The organism is Acidobacteriota bacterium (genome assembly GCA_039028635.1).
Taxonomy (GTDB): Bacteria; Acidobacteriota; Thermoanaerobaculia; order Multivoradales; family JBCCEF01; genus JBCCEF01.
Map to the genome: position 1 here is coordinate 18,426 of JBCCHV010000070.1, position 15,663 is coordinate 34,088.

Below are 15,663 nucleotides of genomic sequence, written 5' to 3' on the forward strand. Positions count from 1 at the left end.
GCGAGAACGCCGGTAGGACCAGGGCCCGCCATGAGCCAAGACCGCAAATCGCACCCCACCCTGCATGTGCAGCGCCGATGGTACACGTTGTCGGTGGATTCGCTGCGCGGCTGGGCGATTTTCTTCTTTCTCGTCGCCCTCGTCGCGGTCTCCTTGGTGGGCTATCGCCAATGGGAAGAGTACGCCCGTCGCTGGGAGGCTGCGGACCTCATCGCCGAAGCCAGCGGGCTGGCCACCAAGGTCAACGCCCACGAAGGCATGTCGCGTTTCCGCGGCGAGTACGAGACCGGCCTGCGCTATCTGCAGGAGGCGCGACGCGCCCAGGCGGTGGAGAACTACCGCAAAGCAGTGACCTCGGGCCTGCTGAGCCGCAACGTCCTGCGCGCCATCCTCGAGCCCCTCGAGCGCTCCGTGGAGCGCGGTGAAGCGAGCTTCATCGCGGTGCAGGGCAACGTCGAGTTCCGGCGCGGCGAGACCGGCGAATGGCAGGGAGCGCGCTCCCGCATTCCGCTGCGCTCGGGCGACTACGTGCGCACCTCCAACGATGGCTCGGCGGAAATCCTGTTCGACGACGGCACTCTCTACACGGTCAGCGCCAACACCTCCTTCATCGTCTCCCGGCAGCGGGCCAGCGGTGACGAATCGCGCTCCATCGACATGCAGTACGGCTGGGTCAACCTCAACACCGCCAGTCAGCCGGCGGTGGTCACCACGCCGTCCGCCTCGGCGCGCGTCGAGGAGGCTTCGGAGGCCTACGTCAGCTACCAGGAGTCCACCGGCCAGGCGCGCTTCGGCGCCTTCCGCGGCCGCGTCGAAGTGGCCACCGAGGGCGGCGACAGCCAGGACCTCGAAGAGCTCGAGCAGGTCCAGCAGGTCAACGACCGGCTGAGCTCGACGCAGAGCCTGCCGGGCCGCAGCGAGCCGCTGGCACCGCAGGACAACTTCCAGCTCGACTCGGACCGCGAACGCGAGATCCTGCTCACCTGGGCGAACGTCGAAGGCGCCGCGCGCTACGCCCTGCAGGTGTCCCGCAACTCCCTGTTCGTCGACAACGTGATCGACGTCGACGACCGCTCGCGGCCACGGGCACGGCTCGGAATTCGAGGCGGCGGCAGCTTCCAGTGGCGGGTCGCCGCCATCTCCCGCGGCGGCTTCCTCGGACCCTGGAGCCCACCGCGCCGATTCCGCATCTCGTCCCTCTCCCAGGACAGCCTGGAGAAAGACGAAATTCCACCGCTATTGGAGCTCGAAAAAGCCAGTGCCTACGGTAATATCGTGCTCATCGGTGGAAGGACCGAGCCGGGGGCCGTCGTCGAGATCGACGGGGAGCCGATTCAAGCAGCCGCCGACGGCTCCTTCTTCAAGACTATCCAGCTCGCCAACGAGGGTTGGAGCTTTATCCAGGTCCGGGCGCGTGACGTCTGGGGCAACGAAACCGCCAAGCGTCAACGCGTATTCGTCGAGCCCCTCTAGCGCTTCGCAACCGCTCGCCGTGACCCCGGGGTCGGGCCCTGCTCTGCCCTCGACGCTTCAAAGGAAGACCCATGCCGCTCGCATCGCTGCTGCGCCATTTCTCGAAGGATCTCGCCATCGATCTGGGCACCGCCAACACCCTGGTGTTCGCCCGCAATCAGGGCATCGTCGTCCGCGAGCCCTCGGTGGTGGTGATCAACAAGCTCACCAATCGCATCGAGGCGGTGGGAGCCGAGGCCAAGCAGATGCTCGGCCGCACCCCGGGCAATATCGAGTCCATCCGCCCCATGAAGGACGGCGTGATCGCCGACTTCGAGGTCACCGAGCGCATGCTCGAGTACTTCATCAAGAAGGCACACGGGCGCAAGATGTACGTTCATCCGCGCATCGTGATCGGCGTGCCTTCGGAGATCACCCAGGTGGAGAAGCGCGCCGTCAAGGACTCGGCGATGCGCGCCGGCGCCTCGGAGGTCTTCCTGGTGGAGCAGGCGATGATGGCGGCGATCGGTGCCGGCCTGCCGATCACCGAGCCTTCCGGCAACATGATCGTAGACATCGGGGGCGGCACCACCGACGTCGCCGTCATCTCCCTCGCCGGCACCGTCTACAGCCGCTCCGTGCGCATCGCCGGCAACGAGATGGACGAAGCGGTGATCCAGCACCTGAAGCGCAAGTACAACCTGTTGATCGGTGAGCGCACCGCCGAGCAGATCAAGTGGGAGCTCGGCTCCGCCTATCCCCTGAAGGACGAGATCCGCATGGAGATCAAGGGTCGCGACCTGGTCGAAGGGGTTCCCAAGACCTTGATGATCAGCGACGAGGAGATTCGCGACGCCCTCGCCGAGCCGGTGGCCACCATCGTCGACGCGGTGCGCATGGCCCTCGAGCGCACTCCGCCGGAGCTCTCCGCCGACATCATGGACAAGGGCATCGTGCTCTCCGGCGGCGGCGCCCTGCTGCGCAACCTCGATCAGCGCCTGCGCGAGGAGACCGGTCTGCCGGTGGTGCTGGCGGAAGATCCCCTGGCTTCGGTGGTGCTCGGCACCGGTCGCCTGCTGTCGGACTTCGACCTGCTGCGCAAAGTCTCGATTCGATGATCGGCACCGTCACCGCCTCGTCGTCCGGCGACTGACCCGTGGACGAACGCCGCACCGCCTGGTTACTGGTCTTCGTGGTGGCGGCGCAGCTTCTCCTGCTGGCTCTGCAGGCACCTTCGCGCAGCGCCGGCGACAACTTTCTCGAAGGCTTGGTATTGCGTCTGGTGGCGCCGATCCCGCGCGGCGTCTCGGCGGTCAGCGCTCGGGCGGCGCGCTTTCTCGAGGGTCTGCGCCGCCAGTCCGAGATCATCCACCGCAATCGCGATCTGCGGCGCGAGATCGAGCAGCTCGAGATCGAGGTCACCCGGTTGCGGCAGGTCGAGTCGGACCTCGCCGCCCTTTCGCTGGCCCTGCAGTACGAACGTCCCCCGGGTCTCGAGCTGTCGGTGGCGGATGTCGTGTTCCTCGACCGCAGCAACTGGCTGCGCAGCCTGATCCTGTACGTCGGCGAAACCCCGGTCGAGATCAACCAGGCGGTGATCACCAGCGCCGGACTACTCGGTCGCATCGTGCAAGTGGCACCGCCCTACGCCAAGGTCCAGCTGATCACCGACCAGACCGCCGCCGTCGGCGCCATGATCGAGCGCACCCGACGCCAGGGCGTGGTGCGCAGCGGTGCCAGCGGCCTCGAGCTCGACTTCCTACCCTTGCGCGCCGACATCCAAGAAGGGGATCAGGTACTGACCTCGGGCATCGACGGCGTCTTCCCGCGCGGCATCCCGATCGGCACCGTTTCCGACGTCTCGCCGGGGGACGACCTCTTCTACCGCATCCGGCTGTCGGCGGCGGTCGATCCCGACCGTCTCGATCAGGTCTACCTGCTGGCCCCTTCGCCGCTGCCGGAAGAAATCCTGGAGGAGGGTTCCAGTGCGCCCTAGCCGCTACCTCGCCGCCCTGGTGATCGTTCTCCTGGTGCACTCGATCGCCTTGCGATTGGCGCCCTCGCTGGTGGTCTACCTCGACTTCTTCGCCATTTTGGTGGTGCTCAACGGCCTCGACGGGGACTCCCTCGGCGGGCTCCTCGGCGGCCTGGTGGCGGGCCTGATCCAGGACTCTCTGACGGTCGGCCTGTTCGGCCTCTATGGCTGCGCCAACACCTTGATCGGCTACGCCGCCGCCAAGGTGGTGCAGCGGCTGGTCATCGAGCGCGCCATCGGGGTTTTGCCGTTGGTCGCCGGTGCGGTGCTGGCGCAACAGCTCATCGTGCTCGGCCTGACCGCCATCCTGCTGCCCTCACCGCCATTCCCGGCCCCTCTGGTACTGCTCCTCAAGGCGGTGGCCTGCGGTATCTTGGGTTCGCTGCTCTACTCCCTCGCCGGCTGGTGGCGAGGCAGCTCCGACCGACGCCGAAGGCGACGCATGGATCGCCTGCAGATGGGATGAGCCAGAGAACCGACATGCGCGCCGTCCGGGAGCACCGCGAGGTGCTGCTCATCCGCGTGCGGGCGCTCACCGTCTTGGTGGTCACGGTGATCACCTTGATCACCGGCAGCTACTGGTACCACCAACTGGTGCGCGGTGCCCACTACGCCAACTTGGCGGACAACAACCGACTCCGCAAGCTCTCGATCCGCGCCCCCCGCGGCCTGATCTTCGACCGCCACGGCAAAGTGCTGGTGGAGAACATCCCGAGCTACGACCTGATGCTCGATCGCAGCCGCGCCGACGACATCGCCGCCAGCCTGGTGTTCGCCGCCGGCGTCCTCGAGCGGCCGGTGGAGCGCCTCGCCGCCGAGCTCGAGAAAGCCAGCAACCGACCCGACTTCGTGCCCGTGCCGGTGGCCGGCAACCTGACCCTGGCGCAGGTCGCCCAGATGAGCGTCACCGGCCGCGAGCACCCCGAGTTCGAAATTCGCGCCCGGCCGCTGCGCCTTTATCGCCATGGCCCCCAGACCGCCCACGTGCTCGGTTACATCGGCCACGTTTCGAAGCAGGACCTCGCCACCCAGCCGGGCTTTCTCCCCGGCGACCGCATCGGCAAGGACGGCATCGAGCAAACCTACGACAGCGCCCTGCGCGGCGGCGCCGGTCAACAGGTGGTGGTGGTCGACAGCCGCGGCAAGTCGCTGCAGGAACAGCATCGCAAGCCCGCCGACCCGGGCCAGGACCTCCACCTCACGCTCGACCTGCGGTTGCAGCAGGCGGCGGAAGAGCTGATGCGCGACCGCACCGGTGCGGTGGTCGCCCTCGATCCGCGCAACGGCGAGATCCGGGCGATGGTGTCGTCGCCGCCCTTCGACCCCAACCAGTTCGCCCGCGGCCTCGGTGCCAAGCAGTGGCAGGCTCTTCTCGACGATCCCCAAGATCCGCTGCAGAACCGCACCGTTCGCAACTCCTACGCCCCCGGCTCGGTGTTCAAGATCATCATGGCCTTCGCTGGCCTGCAGGAAGGCGTGATCAACGAGAGCGAACGGGTCTACTGTCGCGGCTCGGCCACCATCTACGGCCACCGCTTCGGCTGCGACCGTCGCTCCGGCCACGGTTGGGTCAACCTGCGAGAGGCCATCGAGCGGTCTTGCAATGTCTACTTCTACCACCTCGGTCAGACCCTCGGCATCGAGACCATCGCCCGCTACGCCCGCGCCTTCGGCATGGGTACCGCCACCGGAGTCGACCTCTCCGGCGAGAAGGTCGGTCTGGTGCCCGACAACGCCTGGAGCGAGAAAACCCGCGGCACCCGCTGGTACGCCGGCGAGACCATTTCGGTGGCCATCGGCCAGGGCCCGCTGCTGGTCACCCCGCTGCAGACCGCTCGCCTGATGGCGGCGGTCGCCAACGGTGGCGCCCTGGTGCGCCCCCATCTCGTCCGCGGCGCCTTCGGCGAAGAGCCGCCACCGCGCCTGCCGGGCTCGATGCGCTGGCTCGACCCCATCCGTGACGGGCTCAGAGCGGTGGTCAACGCCCCCACCGGCACCGCCTACTGGAACGCCCGCCTCGCCGACGTCGAGGTCGCCGGCAAGACCGGCACCGTGCAGGTGATCTCGCGCGCCAAGGTGGATGGCGAGCTGAGCGGCAATCTGCGCAACCACGGCTGGTTCGCTTCCTTCGCCCCGGCGGACGACCCGCAGCTGGTGATCGTGGTGTTCGCCGAACACGGTGAGAGCGGCTCCTCCGGTGCCGCCCCGATCGCCAAGGCCCTCTATGAAGAGTTCTTCGCGAGCCGCGCTGGGACTGCCTGAGGAACGGCGCACCTTCGCCGGTGCGTCGCGGGTGGACAGCGGCCTGCTGGCCGCCACCCTCTTGCTCGCCGCCATCGGCCTGGCGACGGTGCAATCAGCGAGCGCCGAGCTCAGCATCGACTACCTGCCGCGGCAGGCCGTCTGGGTCGGTCTGGGCCTGGTGCTGCTGCTGGTCACCTTGGCGATCGATTACCACGACCTGGTGGACTTCTCGCCCTTTTTCTACCTCGGCGGGCTCGCCTTGCTGGTGGTGGTCCTGATCTTCGGCGAAGGCCCCGGCGGCACCCGTTCCTGGCTCACCATCGGGGGTGTTCGGCTGGGCCAGCCGGCGGAGTTCGCCAAGCTCACCACCGCCCTGTTCCTGGCCCGCTACCTGGCCTCCGCCGGTGAGCGCCACCTCGACCTGCGCCAGATCGCCACCGCCTGCGCCATCGTCGGTATGCCGATGGCCTTGATCGCCCTCCAGCCGGACCTCGGCAGCGCCGCCATGTTCGTGCCCCTGGCCGCCGGCATGATGCTGATCGCCGGCCTTCGCCTGCGCTTTCTGATCGCCACCGCCCTGGTGGTGCTCGCCCTCGGAGCGGTGGGCTGGCACTTCGGCATGAAGGACTATCAGCAGGAGCGGGTGATCACTTTCCTATCCCCCGAAAGCGATCCCCTCGGTGCCGGCTACCAGGTGCAGCAGAGCAAGATCGCCGTCGGCTCCGGCGAGCTCACCGGCAAAGGCTACGGCCAGGGCACCCAGAGCCAGCTGCGCTTCCTGCCAGCCCGCCACACCGACTTCGTGTTCGCCGTGCTGGCCGAAGAATGGGGCTTCTTCGGCGTCGCGGTCGTTCTCGGCCTCTACCTGCTCTACATGGTGAGTGCCCTGCGCATCGCCCTGCGAGCGCGCGATCGCGGCGGCATCCTGCTGGTGGTCGGCCTGATCTCCCTGCTCGGCTTCCACGTCGCCTACAACACCGCCATGGTGGTCGGCCTGCTGCCGATCACCGGCATCCCGCTGCCCTTTCTCTCCTACGGCGGCTCCTTCACCCTGATCAACTTCATCGCCACCGGCCTGATCCTGGGCATCGACCTGCGCCGCTACGTCAATCGTTAGAGGCCAAAGTCAGGGGTACAATTCGGCCGACCGGCGACGTGGTAATTCGTCACAGTGATTCGCCACAGTGCCGCCCCGGAGTGAGGAGACGACGCCCCTTGGCCAACAAAATGCTCGTTGAGAGCGATCCCCACCAAACTCGTATCGCGGTGCTCGAGGACGATCGCCTGACGGAGATCTTCGTCGAGCGCAAGCGCCACCGGGGTCTGGTGGGCAACGTCTACAAGGGACGGGTGACCCGTGTTTTGCCTGGCATGCAGGCGGCCTTCGTCGACATCGGCCTCGAGCGTGACGCCTTTCTCTATGTCAGCGACGTGGTGGAGAACGTCGACGCGGTGGAAGGCCTGGATCTGGCGCAGGAAGATGTTCACGATCTGACGGCGCCGGAGGACCTCTCGATCGACGATCTCCTCAAGGCCGGCCAGGAAATCATCGTGCAGGTGGTGAAGGACCCCTTGCCCAACAAGGGAGCCCGCATCAGCACCCACGTCACCCTGCCCGGACGCTATCTGGTGCTGCTGCCCACGGTCCGCCACTTCGGGGTGTCGCGCCGCATCGAAGAAGAGGACGAGCGCAATCGCCTGATCGAGCTCCTCGAGGGGCTGCCGCCGGCGAGCGGCGGCTTGATCGTCCGCACCGTCGGCGAAGGGCGCGAGCGGGATGACTTCACCAGCGACCTCGACTACCTCAACTCGCTCTGGCACCGGGTGCGCTCGCGGGCCTCGAAGGTTTCCGCACCGACCCTGCTGCATCGCGACCTCGACCTCGCCCTACGGGTGGTGCGGGATGTCGTGACCCAAGACTTCACGGTGCTGTGGGTGGACGGCGAAGAGACCTACGAGCGCATCGTCGAGTTTCTCGACCAGGTGCAGCCGCGCCTGGTCGGCAAGGTCAAGCTCTATGGCCAGGACTCGTCCCTGTTCGAGCAGTTCGGCATCGAGACCCAGATCGAGGCCGCCCTGCGCAGCAAGGTCTGGCTCAAGTCCGGCGGCTACATCGTGATCAATCCCACCGAGGCACTGGTGGCGATCGACGTCAACACCGGTCGCTTCGTCGGGCAGCGGAACCTCGAGGACACGGTGCTCAAGACCAACCTCGAGGCGGTGCGCGAGATCGTCCGCCAGATTCGCCTGCGCGACCTCGGCGGCATTCTGGTGATCGACCTCATCGACATGGTCGAAGCGGAGCACCGCGAAGAGGTCTTCGCCCTGCTCGAGACCGAGCTCCACAAGGATCGCGCCAAGACCAAGGTGCTGTCGATCTCGGAGTTCGGCCTGGTCGAGATCACCCGCAAGCGCAGCCGCGCCAATCTCCAGCGACTGCTCACCCAACCGTGCCCCCATTGCAGCGGCTCGGGACGCATCCAGTCGCTCTCGACCATCTGCCTCAAGCTACGCCGGGAAGTGCTCAAGGTGGTCACCGGAGCCGCCGGCTCGGAGCTGCTGTTACGCGTCCACCCGGACGTTGCCCAGGCGCTGCAGGCGGATGAGCTGTCGATCCTCTCGGAACTCGAGCGCGAGCTCGGTGGCCGCATCCTGCTGCAGAGCGACCCCGAGCTGCACCAGGAAAACTTCAACGTGACGGAAGTCTAGTCCGACCCTCTCACCGACTTTCAGCGCCAATCCGTATGTCCCCGAATCTGCTGCGGCCGACCGCTGACGCCCATCTCCGAAAACCGGCAAACCTGATGAAGGGATTGGACTGACCGTGGCGGCGCCACCGGCCTCTGCCGTGGCCGATTTCGGCGAGCCCTTCGAGGTGGAGGGCTTCGAAGGCCGGGTCGCGTCCGCCTACCAGCCCGCCGACCTGGCGGCGACGGTGGCCCACGCCCTCGATCCGGCGGCGGCCATCGAAACCCTTCACTGGGGGCGCAACTACCTCTACCGAACCCTTTTCGAGACCGCCGACGGCAGCGTCGAGGTGGTGGTCAAGCAGTTCCGCAATGCCAGCCGCCGGCAGCGCCTCGATCGTCGAATCAAAGGCAGCAAGGCGGAGCGCAGCTGGCGAACGGCGGTGGCCTTCGGCGCCGCCGGCCTGTTGACCCCGGAGCCGGTGCTCCTCGCCGAGTCGAAGCGCCCGGACGGTCCCTCTTTCTATCTCTGCCGCTACCTCGGCGAAGTGGTCGAGGCGCGCTACTTCTTCCGCGCCCGCAATGTCGGTGAGGAAGGCCAGGAGTTTCCCCACCTCGACCCGGAGGCGGTCCTCACCGGCCTCGGCCAGAGCCTGCGGCGAATGCACGATGCCGGCTTCCTGCATCGCGACATGTCGAGTGGCAATGTCCTGATCGAGCCGCGGCGAGGCGACGGCGAAGGCCCGAACCTGGCCTTTCACATCATCGACCTCAACCGCACCCGCCGCCTCGCCTCCCTGTCGGACCGTCAGCGCAGCCGCGACCTCAGCCGCCTGATGATCTTCCGGCCAGAGGATCAACGCCGCTTCCTCGACGCCTACTGGGGTCCGGCGAGTGAGCGCCAGCGAAACCTCTACCAGCGCTACCACCGCGGCTTCTTGAACAAAAACCGGATCAAGAAGCAGGTGCGGGGCCGACTTCGAGGGTTGACCCAATGGCTCCGCGACCTGGTGTTGCCGCGCCACGCCCACGCCCACATCCCGAACGTCCCGGAGGGCACCGAAACGCGCGAGAAGGTGGTCTGGGATCGCCTTTCGGATCAGCCTCACCAACACGCCGGCAAGCTCGAGAAGCTCGGCACCCGCATGGCCGACTTTCCCCAGCATGCGGCCGAGCTGGCCGCCGCCGCCGGCGCCCTACCGGCGGCTCGCAAACGCTACCGTGAGCTCACCGCCGACCTCTACCAGAGCCCCGCCCCGTGGCCCGGAGCCGGCATCTGCCTACGTCCCTGGCCGGAAGATCCGGAGGCCCTGCTGACCGCCGTCGACGAGCTCGGAGTCCGCCAGATCCTGCTCCGCCTCCACCCCTGGCAGGAAGACCACGGGGACGAGGAGAGCCTCGCCCGAGAGCTCGCCCAACGCGGCTACGAGCTGACCTTCGCGCTGCCTCAAAACCGTGAGCTGGTGCGCGACCCGGAGCGCTGGCGGCACGCCATCGAGGAGCTCGCCGAGCGTTTCCGACCCTTCGGCAGCACCTTTCAGATCGGCCAGGCGATCAATCGCAGCAAATGGGGAGTGTGGAACCTGCGAGAGTACTTCGAGCTCGCCGAGACCGCCGCCGGCATTCTGCGACGGCGGCCCGGCACCCAGATCCTCGGCCCGGGCGTGATCGACTTCGAGCTCCACGCCACCGCCGCGGCTCTCAACTGGCGTCACACCGACCTCTGCTTCGACGCCATGGCCAGCCTGCTCTACGTCGACCGCCGCGGTGCTCCCGAGAATCGCCAGGTGGGCTTCGACACGGTCGGCAAGGTGACCCTGCTCAAGGCGATCGCCGAAACCGCCCGCAACTGTCGCGGCCGGAGCTGGATCACCGAAGTCAACTGGCCCCTCTGGGAAGGTCCCCACTCGCCCGCCGGCCGCTCCGTCTCGGTGAGCGAAGAAGTCCAGGCCCACTACCTGACCCGTTACTTCTTGCTCGCCTTCGGCACCGGCCTGGTGGAGCGCATCTTCTGGTGGCAGTTGGTGGCCCGCGGCTATGGGCTGACCACCGAGGAGGACGGCGTCCTACGCCGCCGGCCGAGCTTCCACGCCCTCGCCTTCCTCGAGCGGGAGTTGCGCCACGGTCAGCTCGTCGGCCCCCTCGAAGTGGCGCCGCCGGCGCGAGCGATTCTCTACCGCAACGGCGGCGGAGACGCCGGGCTGATCGCTTGGTCGACGGAGGGCGAGGTCGAGGTCGAGCTGCCCGGCGTCGGCGGCGTCGGCCGCGACCTCACCGGTCGTGAGGTGAAGCTGCCCAGCCCCGGCCGAGCCCGCCTCGGACCGGGCCCGTCCTTCTATCCGTTCGAAGCTTGAGATTGGCCGTTCGAGCCCTCGCTGGGCTCCAAGGCTTCGTGCAGGGCGGCCACGAACCAAGACTCCGGATCGGCGATGCGGTCGTACTTGAACCACATGGCGCTGATCAGCTCGGTCAGGATTTCCTGGGCGCGGTCCGGCGAAACGTTGTGAGCCGAGAGAATCAGCTCGGCCAAGACGCTGAGCCGCGCGAGCAAATCTTCGCTAGGCCCGCTCATGGGCGCCAGCGTAGCACGCGGCACCCATACACCTAAACCCTCTTACTCCAAGATCGTCAGTTTTTCAGGATATTCAGCCCAAAGTGCTTGCAAAGCTCACGAAGGGCCCCCGGCGGCGGGCTTTTTCGGCCCGCCTTCGAACATTTCGGAGACCGGAATCACCTCCACGCGGGTGGCCTCGATGGGCCGCTTCTCGATCTCTCGATCGGCTTTCTGAATCGCTTCCGGAACCGCCGCCTCGTAGGTGATCGGGCTGGCTTCGTCGGCGACCAGCGCCTGCCGCAGGCCGTCGCCATCGCCGGTGACCAGGACCGCGACGTAGTCATCCGTCGACAGGTACTTGCGCACCGCCGCGTTGACCTCCTCGACGGTCAGAGCACGCAGGCGGCGCTCGATCTCGGCGATGAAGGAAGGCATGCCGTAGTAACGGCTGTCGAGCTCGAAGCCGAGGCGAGTCTCGAAGGAGCGCGCCCAAAGCTTGGAGTAGTTGATCAGGAAGTCGCGGGTGAGCTCGAACTCCTCCTCGGTCAGGCCGCGATCGATCAGTCGGTCGACCTCCGAGAGGGCGGCGCGCAGGGCAAAATGAGCCGTCTTCGGCACCACCGGACGGACCCACACCGAGAAGTACTGCTGCCGCCGCGGCACGTTCGGGGTCGGGTTGCTGGTGAAGGGCGGGCTGTCGTAGTACTCGATGTAGGAGTAGTCACCGTAGTTGAGGCCGCGGACGCCGCGCAGCTGCTGCATCAGGCGACCATGGAAGGTGCGGTGCTCGCCCAGGAAGCTGTTGGCGACCATCAAGGGGTAGTAGTCGGCAGCGGAGCGATCGAGCGGCAGCGGAAAACCGAGATGGATGCCCACCGAGGCGGTTTCCTTCTCGATCAGCCGAAAATGCCGCCCCTCGATTGGCTTCGGCGCCGGAATCTCGCCGACCCGCGCCTTGCCCTCCGGCAGGCCCCGCAGCGCCGTCTCGAGGTGAGCCGGATAGCTCTCCGGGAAGCCCCCTCCCAGGCCGACGATCAATCGCCGCAGCACATAGTGGGAGCGATAGAAGGCCTGGATGTCGTCCAGGCCGATGGCGGCGAGCCCTTGCACCGTGCCGAGGGGCGGATGCTGGTAGGGGTGATCCGCGAAGATCGCCCCCTGGAGCGCCTCGAGGCCGAGCAGCTCGTCACTTCCGGAGCGGAGATTGGCGGTCAGATAGGTGGTCGCCAGCTCGCGATTGCGCTCGAAGTCGTCGCCGGCGAAGGCCGGCCGCAGCAGCGCCTCGAGGAGAAGCTCCGTGTAGGCCTCGAGATGATCGCGATGGACGCTGCCCGAGATCACCGTCACCTCGCGATCACAGGACACCTCGATGGCGGCGGCCATCGGATAGAGCGCTTCCACCAGCTCGGCGAAGGAGCGCTCGCTGGTCGCCGCCTGGCCGATCATCGCCGAGGTCAGGCAGGCGAGGCCTTCCTTGCCGGCGGGATCATCGGCGGAGCCGACCTCGAAGAGCAGGCGCACGGCAATCAGCGGCGACGCCGGCTGACGCTGGGTCAGCATCTCGACCGCCGGGGGAGCCGGCACCGTCAACGCGACGGTGGGCAGGGCACAGCACAGCATCAGGGCCAGGGCCAAGCAGCGGTTATTGATCGCAGTTCTCATTGTCCGGCCCCTTGTGAAGATTCGCCCGCCGCTTCGCCACCATCGGCCTGCGGAGTCCCCTTGTGGGAGAGAGTGACCTTGGTGCGCTGGGAGGCCTTGAAGATCTGCCGAGCGGTGCGCTGAATGTCCGCCGGCGTCAGCGACTGATAGGTGGCGTAGAGCTGGTTGATGGCCCCGAGATCGCCGGTGAGATTGAGCATCCAGGCAGCCTGGGATCCCACCGCGCTGGGACTGTCCAGGCTACCGGCGAAGCTGTAGCGCAGGTAGGACTTGATGCGCTCGAGGCGTTTTTCGTCGACCGGCTTGGCGGCGAGGTCGGCGAGGGCCTGCTGCACCCGTGCCTCGACGTCGGCCATGAGCTCCGGCGCCTTGACCCGCGCCACCAGGGTGAACAGGTAGGGGTCGCGATGGGCGGAGGCGGAGCTCGACAGGATGTCGGCCCAGCGCTTCTCGACCACCACCTCGCGATAGAGGGGCGCCGACTCGGCGGTGAGTAGCTGAGCGATCAGATCGAGACTGGCGGTGACCTTCGAGCTCGCCTCGAAGGCCGGCATGCGGTAGCCCAACATCAGATAGGGCGGCGTCGGCCCGGGCCAGTCGAGATCCGCCGAGCGTTCGCCGTCCTGGGCCGGCTCGGTCTCGATGGCGACATCTCGAAAGCCCTTCTTCCAGTCGCCGTAGAAGGCTTGGGCCTGCCGCTGGACCGCCTCCGGCTCGACGTCGCCGACCACCAGCACGATGCAGTTCTCCGGCCGGTAGAAGCGATCGAAGAAACGCAGGCTGAAGTCGTAGTAGGTCGGCATCGCCTTGATGTCCGCGAGCAAACCCATGGTGGTGTGCTTGTAGGTGTGGCGGGTGAAGGCGAGGTCGCGCAGCTTCTCGCTCATCGGCAGCCAGGGCTGAGAGACGTTCTTGTTGTACTCACCGAGCACCGCCAAGGCCTCGGTGCGGAAGGCCTCTTCGCTGTAGGAGAGGTTCTGGAAGCGGTCCGACTCGATGTCCATGATGGTGTCGAGCTCGGCCGCCGGACCGACGATGTAATAGTTGGTGAAGTCGTCGGTGGTGAAGGCGTTCGAGTCCGCCCCCATGCGCTTCAGCACGTCGTTGTAGGCATCGCCCGAGAAGCGCTCGGTACCGCGGAACATCATGTGCTCGAAGAAGTGCGCAAAGCCGCTGTAGCCGGCCTCGACCTCCTGCCGGGAACCGGTGCGCACCACCGTGTAGTAGGCCACCACTCCCGGGCTGTCGTAGGGAATGACCACGACCCGCAGTCCGTTGTCGAGGGTATGCGTGTGGACCGGGAACGGGAAGACATCGCCAGCCGCCGCCAACGGCGCGGCGAGAGCCAGCAACAGGACGCCCAGGGAGGCGTTTCGAACGAGTGCTTTCACGGGATCTCCTTCGGTTTGCGCCAGCGGCCGGAAAACCAGCGGCGGCCCGACTCCAGAACCCGCCAACTCTAACCCACGGGTCGACCTCGACCCCGAATCGATCCGAGAACGTCATGAGCCGACTCCCCCGAACCGCCCTCGCCCTGCTCCTCGTCGCCCTCGGCCCGCTGCCCGTCGCCGCCGTCGAGGAAGTACGCCGCACCCCCGTCGTCGAGGTCGTCGAAACGGTCTCTCCGGCGGTGGTCAACATCGCCGCCGAGGCCATGGTGCGGGACGTCGACCCGTTCTTCGGACCCTTCTTTTCGCGCCAGCGCAAGGCCCAATCCCTCGGCTCCGGCCTGATCATCGAGGCCAACGGCATCGTGGTGACCAATGCCCATGTCGTCGACGGCGCCTCGCGCATTCTGGTCAACACTCAGGACGGTCGCGAGCTCGAGGCCGAGGTGCTGGGCTCGGACCGCGACTCGGATCTCGCGGTGCTGAAGGTCGAGGGCCGCAACCTGCCAGCGGTCGCCCTCGGCACCAGCACCGACCTGCTGATCGGCGAAACGGTGGTCGCCATCGGCAATCCCTTCGGCCTCTCCCACACGGTGACCGCCGGCATGCTGTCGGCGCGCGGCCGCACCGTGCCGGCGGAGAGCGGCGAGAGCCTGTACACCGACTTCCTGCAGACCGACGCCTCGATCAACCCGGGCAATTCCGGCGGCCCGCTGGTCAACCTCGCCGGCTCGGTGATCGGCATCAACACCGCCATCATCAGCGGCGCCAACGGCATCGGCTTCGCCATCCCCGCCGACCGCGCCCGCCGGGTGGTCGGCGATCTGCTGCGCTTCGGCGAGCTGCAGCCCTTGTGGACCGGGCTGAGGGTGGTCAGCATTCACCCCGAGCTGGCGCGCCGCCAGGGTCTGTCGCTGGATCGCGGCGTGCTGGTGGCCAAGGTCTACCCCGGCTCCCCGGCCGCCCAGGCGGGATTGGTCGAGAACGACATCATCCTCGCCGCCGGCAGCCGCTCCGCCGACAGCCGCGAAGACCTCACCACCGCCCTTTACTCGATCGCCGTCGGAGAACCGCTGGCCCTCGCGGTGCAGCGCGGTGGCGAGCGCATCGACCTCGAGCTGCGCGCCCAGCGGCCGCCGCGCGGCCTCGGCTTGCGTTTCCTCGAGCGCGCCATCGGGCTCAGCGTCGAGCCGCGACGCAATGGCCTCACCATCACCCGCGTGCTGACCGGCACCGCCGCCCACGAGCGTGGCCTACGGCCTGGCGACCGCATCGCCGCCGCCAACGGCCAGCGCCTGGCGGGCACCGAAGAGCTCGGCCGCGAAGTGCTGCGCGGCCTCGAGCGCGGTGGTCTGTTGCTCCAGGTGGTGCGCGGCCGCTACGCCTACAACCTCAATTTCGGCCTGTAGCACCGACTAGCAGGCTGCTGAAAAAGTCGCGTGGCGACTTATTCAGCGCCTGCTGTTTGTTTCAGGGGCGCCCGGCCAGGGGGGCTAAAGGCGCCCCCCTCAGGCGCACGCACATGTCGTGCGCCTTCACCCCCGTCCTCGGCGGCTTTGCCGCCGCCTCGCCCCTCGGGCTCGGGAACTCTTGAGGACCAAAGATGCGCCGTCGTGCGCCTTCACCCCCGTCCTCGGCGGC

At 67.4% G+C, this 15,663-nt stretch carries 12 protein-coding genes; 9 read left to right on the forward strand and 3 right to left on the reverse strand.

Annotation, left to right across the window (positions count from 1 at the left end; translation table 11 throughout):
- Positions 1-30: 30 nt before the first annotated feature.
- The 8 genes from AAF604_21755 (at position 31) to AAF604_21790 (ending at position 10,772) form a co-directional block, all read left to right on the forward strand.
- Entirely contained in the window at positions 31-1,473 is a 1,443-nt protein-coding gene (locus tag AAF604_21755) for a FecR domain-containing protein (protein ID MEM7052308.1), read from the forward strand.
- 71 nt (positions 1,474-1,544) lie between these two features.
- The gene (locus tag AAF604_21760) at positions 1,545-2,570 is read left to right on the forward strand and encodes a rod shape-determining protein (GenBank protein ID MEM7052309.1); all 1,026 of its coding nucleotides are present in this window, start codon (positions 1,545-1,547) and stop codon (positions 2,568-2,570) included.
- 38 nt (positions 2,571-2,608) lie between these two features.
- Positions 2,609-3,448: a rod shape-determining protein MreC gene (gene mreC, locus AAF604_21765; GenBank protein MEM7052310.1), complete on the forward strand. Its 840-nt coding sequence runs from the start codon at positions 2,609-2,611 to the stop codon at positions 3,446-3,448.
- Positions 3,438-3,953, forward strand: a complete 516-nt coding sequence (gene mreD, locus AAF604_21770; GenBank protein ID MEM7052311.1) for a rod shape-determining protein MreD — start codon at positions 3,438-3,440, stop codon at positions 3,951-3,953. The genes mreC and mreD overlap by 11 nt, the downstream gene beginning before the upstream one ends.
- Positions 3,950-5,749 carry a penicillin-binding protein 2 gene (gene mrdA, locus AAF604_21775; protein ID MEM7052312.1) on the forward strand — a complete coding sequence of 600 codons (1,800 nt, stop codon included), beginning with the start codon at positions 3,950-3,952 and terminating at the stop codon, positions 5,747-5,749. The genes mreD and mrdA overlap by 4 nt, the downstream gene beginning before the upstream one ends.
- Positions 5,712-6,848, forward strand: coding sequence for a rod shape-determining protein RodA (rodA, locus tag AAF604_21780; protein MEM7052313.1), 1,137 nt, complete (start codon positions 5,712-5,714; stop codon positions 6,846-6,848). Before mrdA ends, rodA begins: the two co-directional genes overlap by 38 nt.
- Positions 6,849-6,946: 98 nt before the next feature.
- Positions 6,947-8,440: an Rne/Rng family ribonuclease gene (locus tag AAF604_21785; GenBank protein ID MEM7052314.1), complete on the forward strand. Its 1,494-nt coding sequence runs from the start codon at positions 6,947-6,949 to the stop codon at positions 8,438-8,440.
- Positions 8,441-8,555: 115 nt separating this feature from the next.
- Positions 8,556-10,772: a lipopolysaccharide kinase InaA family protein gene (locus tag AAF604_21790; GenBank protein ID MEM7052315.1), complete on the forward strand. Its 2,217-nt coding sequence runs from the start codon at positions 8,556-8,558 to the stop codon at positions 10,770-10,772.
- Here the strand turns inward: AAF604_21790 and AAF604_21795 are convergent.
- From AAF604_21795 to AAF604_21805, 3 genes are all read right to left on the reverse strand, one after another.
- Entirely contained in the window at positions 10,754-10,990 is a 237-nt protein-coding gene (locus AAF604_21795; protein ID MEM7052316.1) for a hypothetical protein, read from the reverse strand. The genes AAF604_21790 and AAF604_21795 overlap by 19 nt on opposite strands.
- A 96-nt stretch (positions 10,991-11,086) precedes the next feature.
- Positions 11,087-12,634, reverse strand: coding sequence for a pitrilysin family protein (locus tag AAF604_21800; GenBank protein ID MEM7052317.1), 1,548 nt, complete (start codon positions 12,632-12,634; stop codon positions 11,087-11,089).
- Positions 12,631-14,025, reverse strand: coding sequence for a pitrilysin family protein (locus AAF604_21805; protein MEM7052318.1), 1,395 nt, complete (start codon positions 14,023-14,025; stop codon positions 12,631-12,633). Before AAF604_21805 ends, AAF604_21800 begins: the two co-directional genes overlap by 4 nt.
- A gap of 113 nt (positions 14,026-14,138) precedes the next feature.
- Between AAF604_21805 and AAF604_21810 the strand changes: the two genes are divergently transcribed.
- Positions 14,139-15,431, forward strand: a complete 1,293-nt coding sequence (locus AAF604_21810) for a trypsin-like peptidase domain-containing protein (protein MEM7052319.1) — start codon at positions 14,139-14,141, stop codon at positions 15,429-15,431.
- Positions 15,432-15,663: the final 232 nt, after the last annotated feature.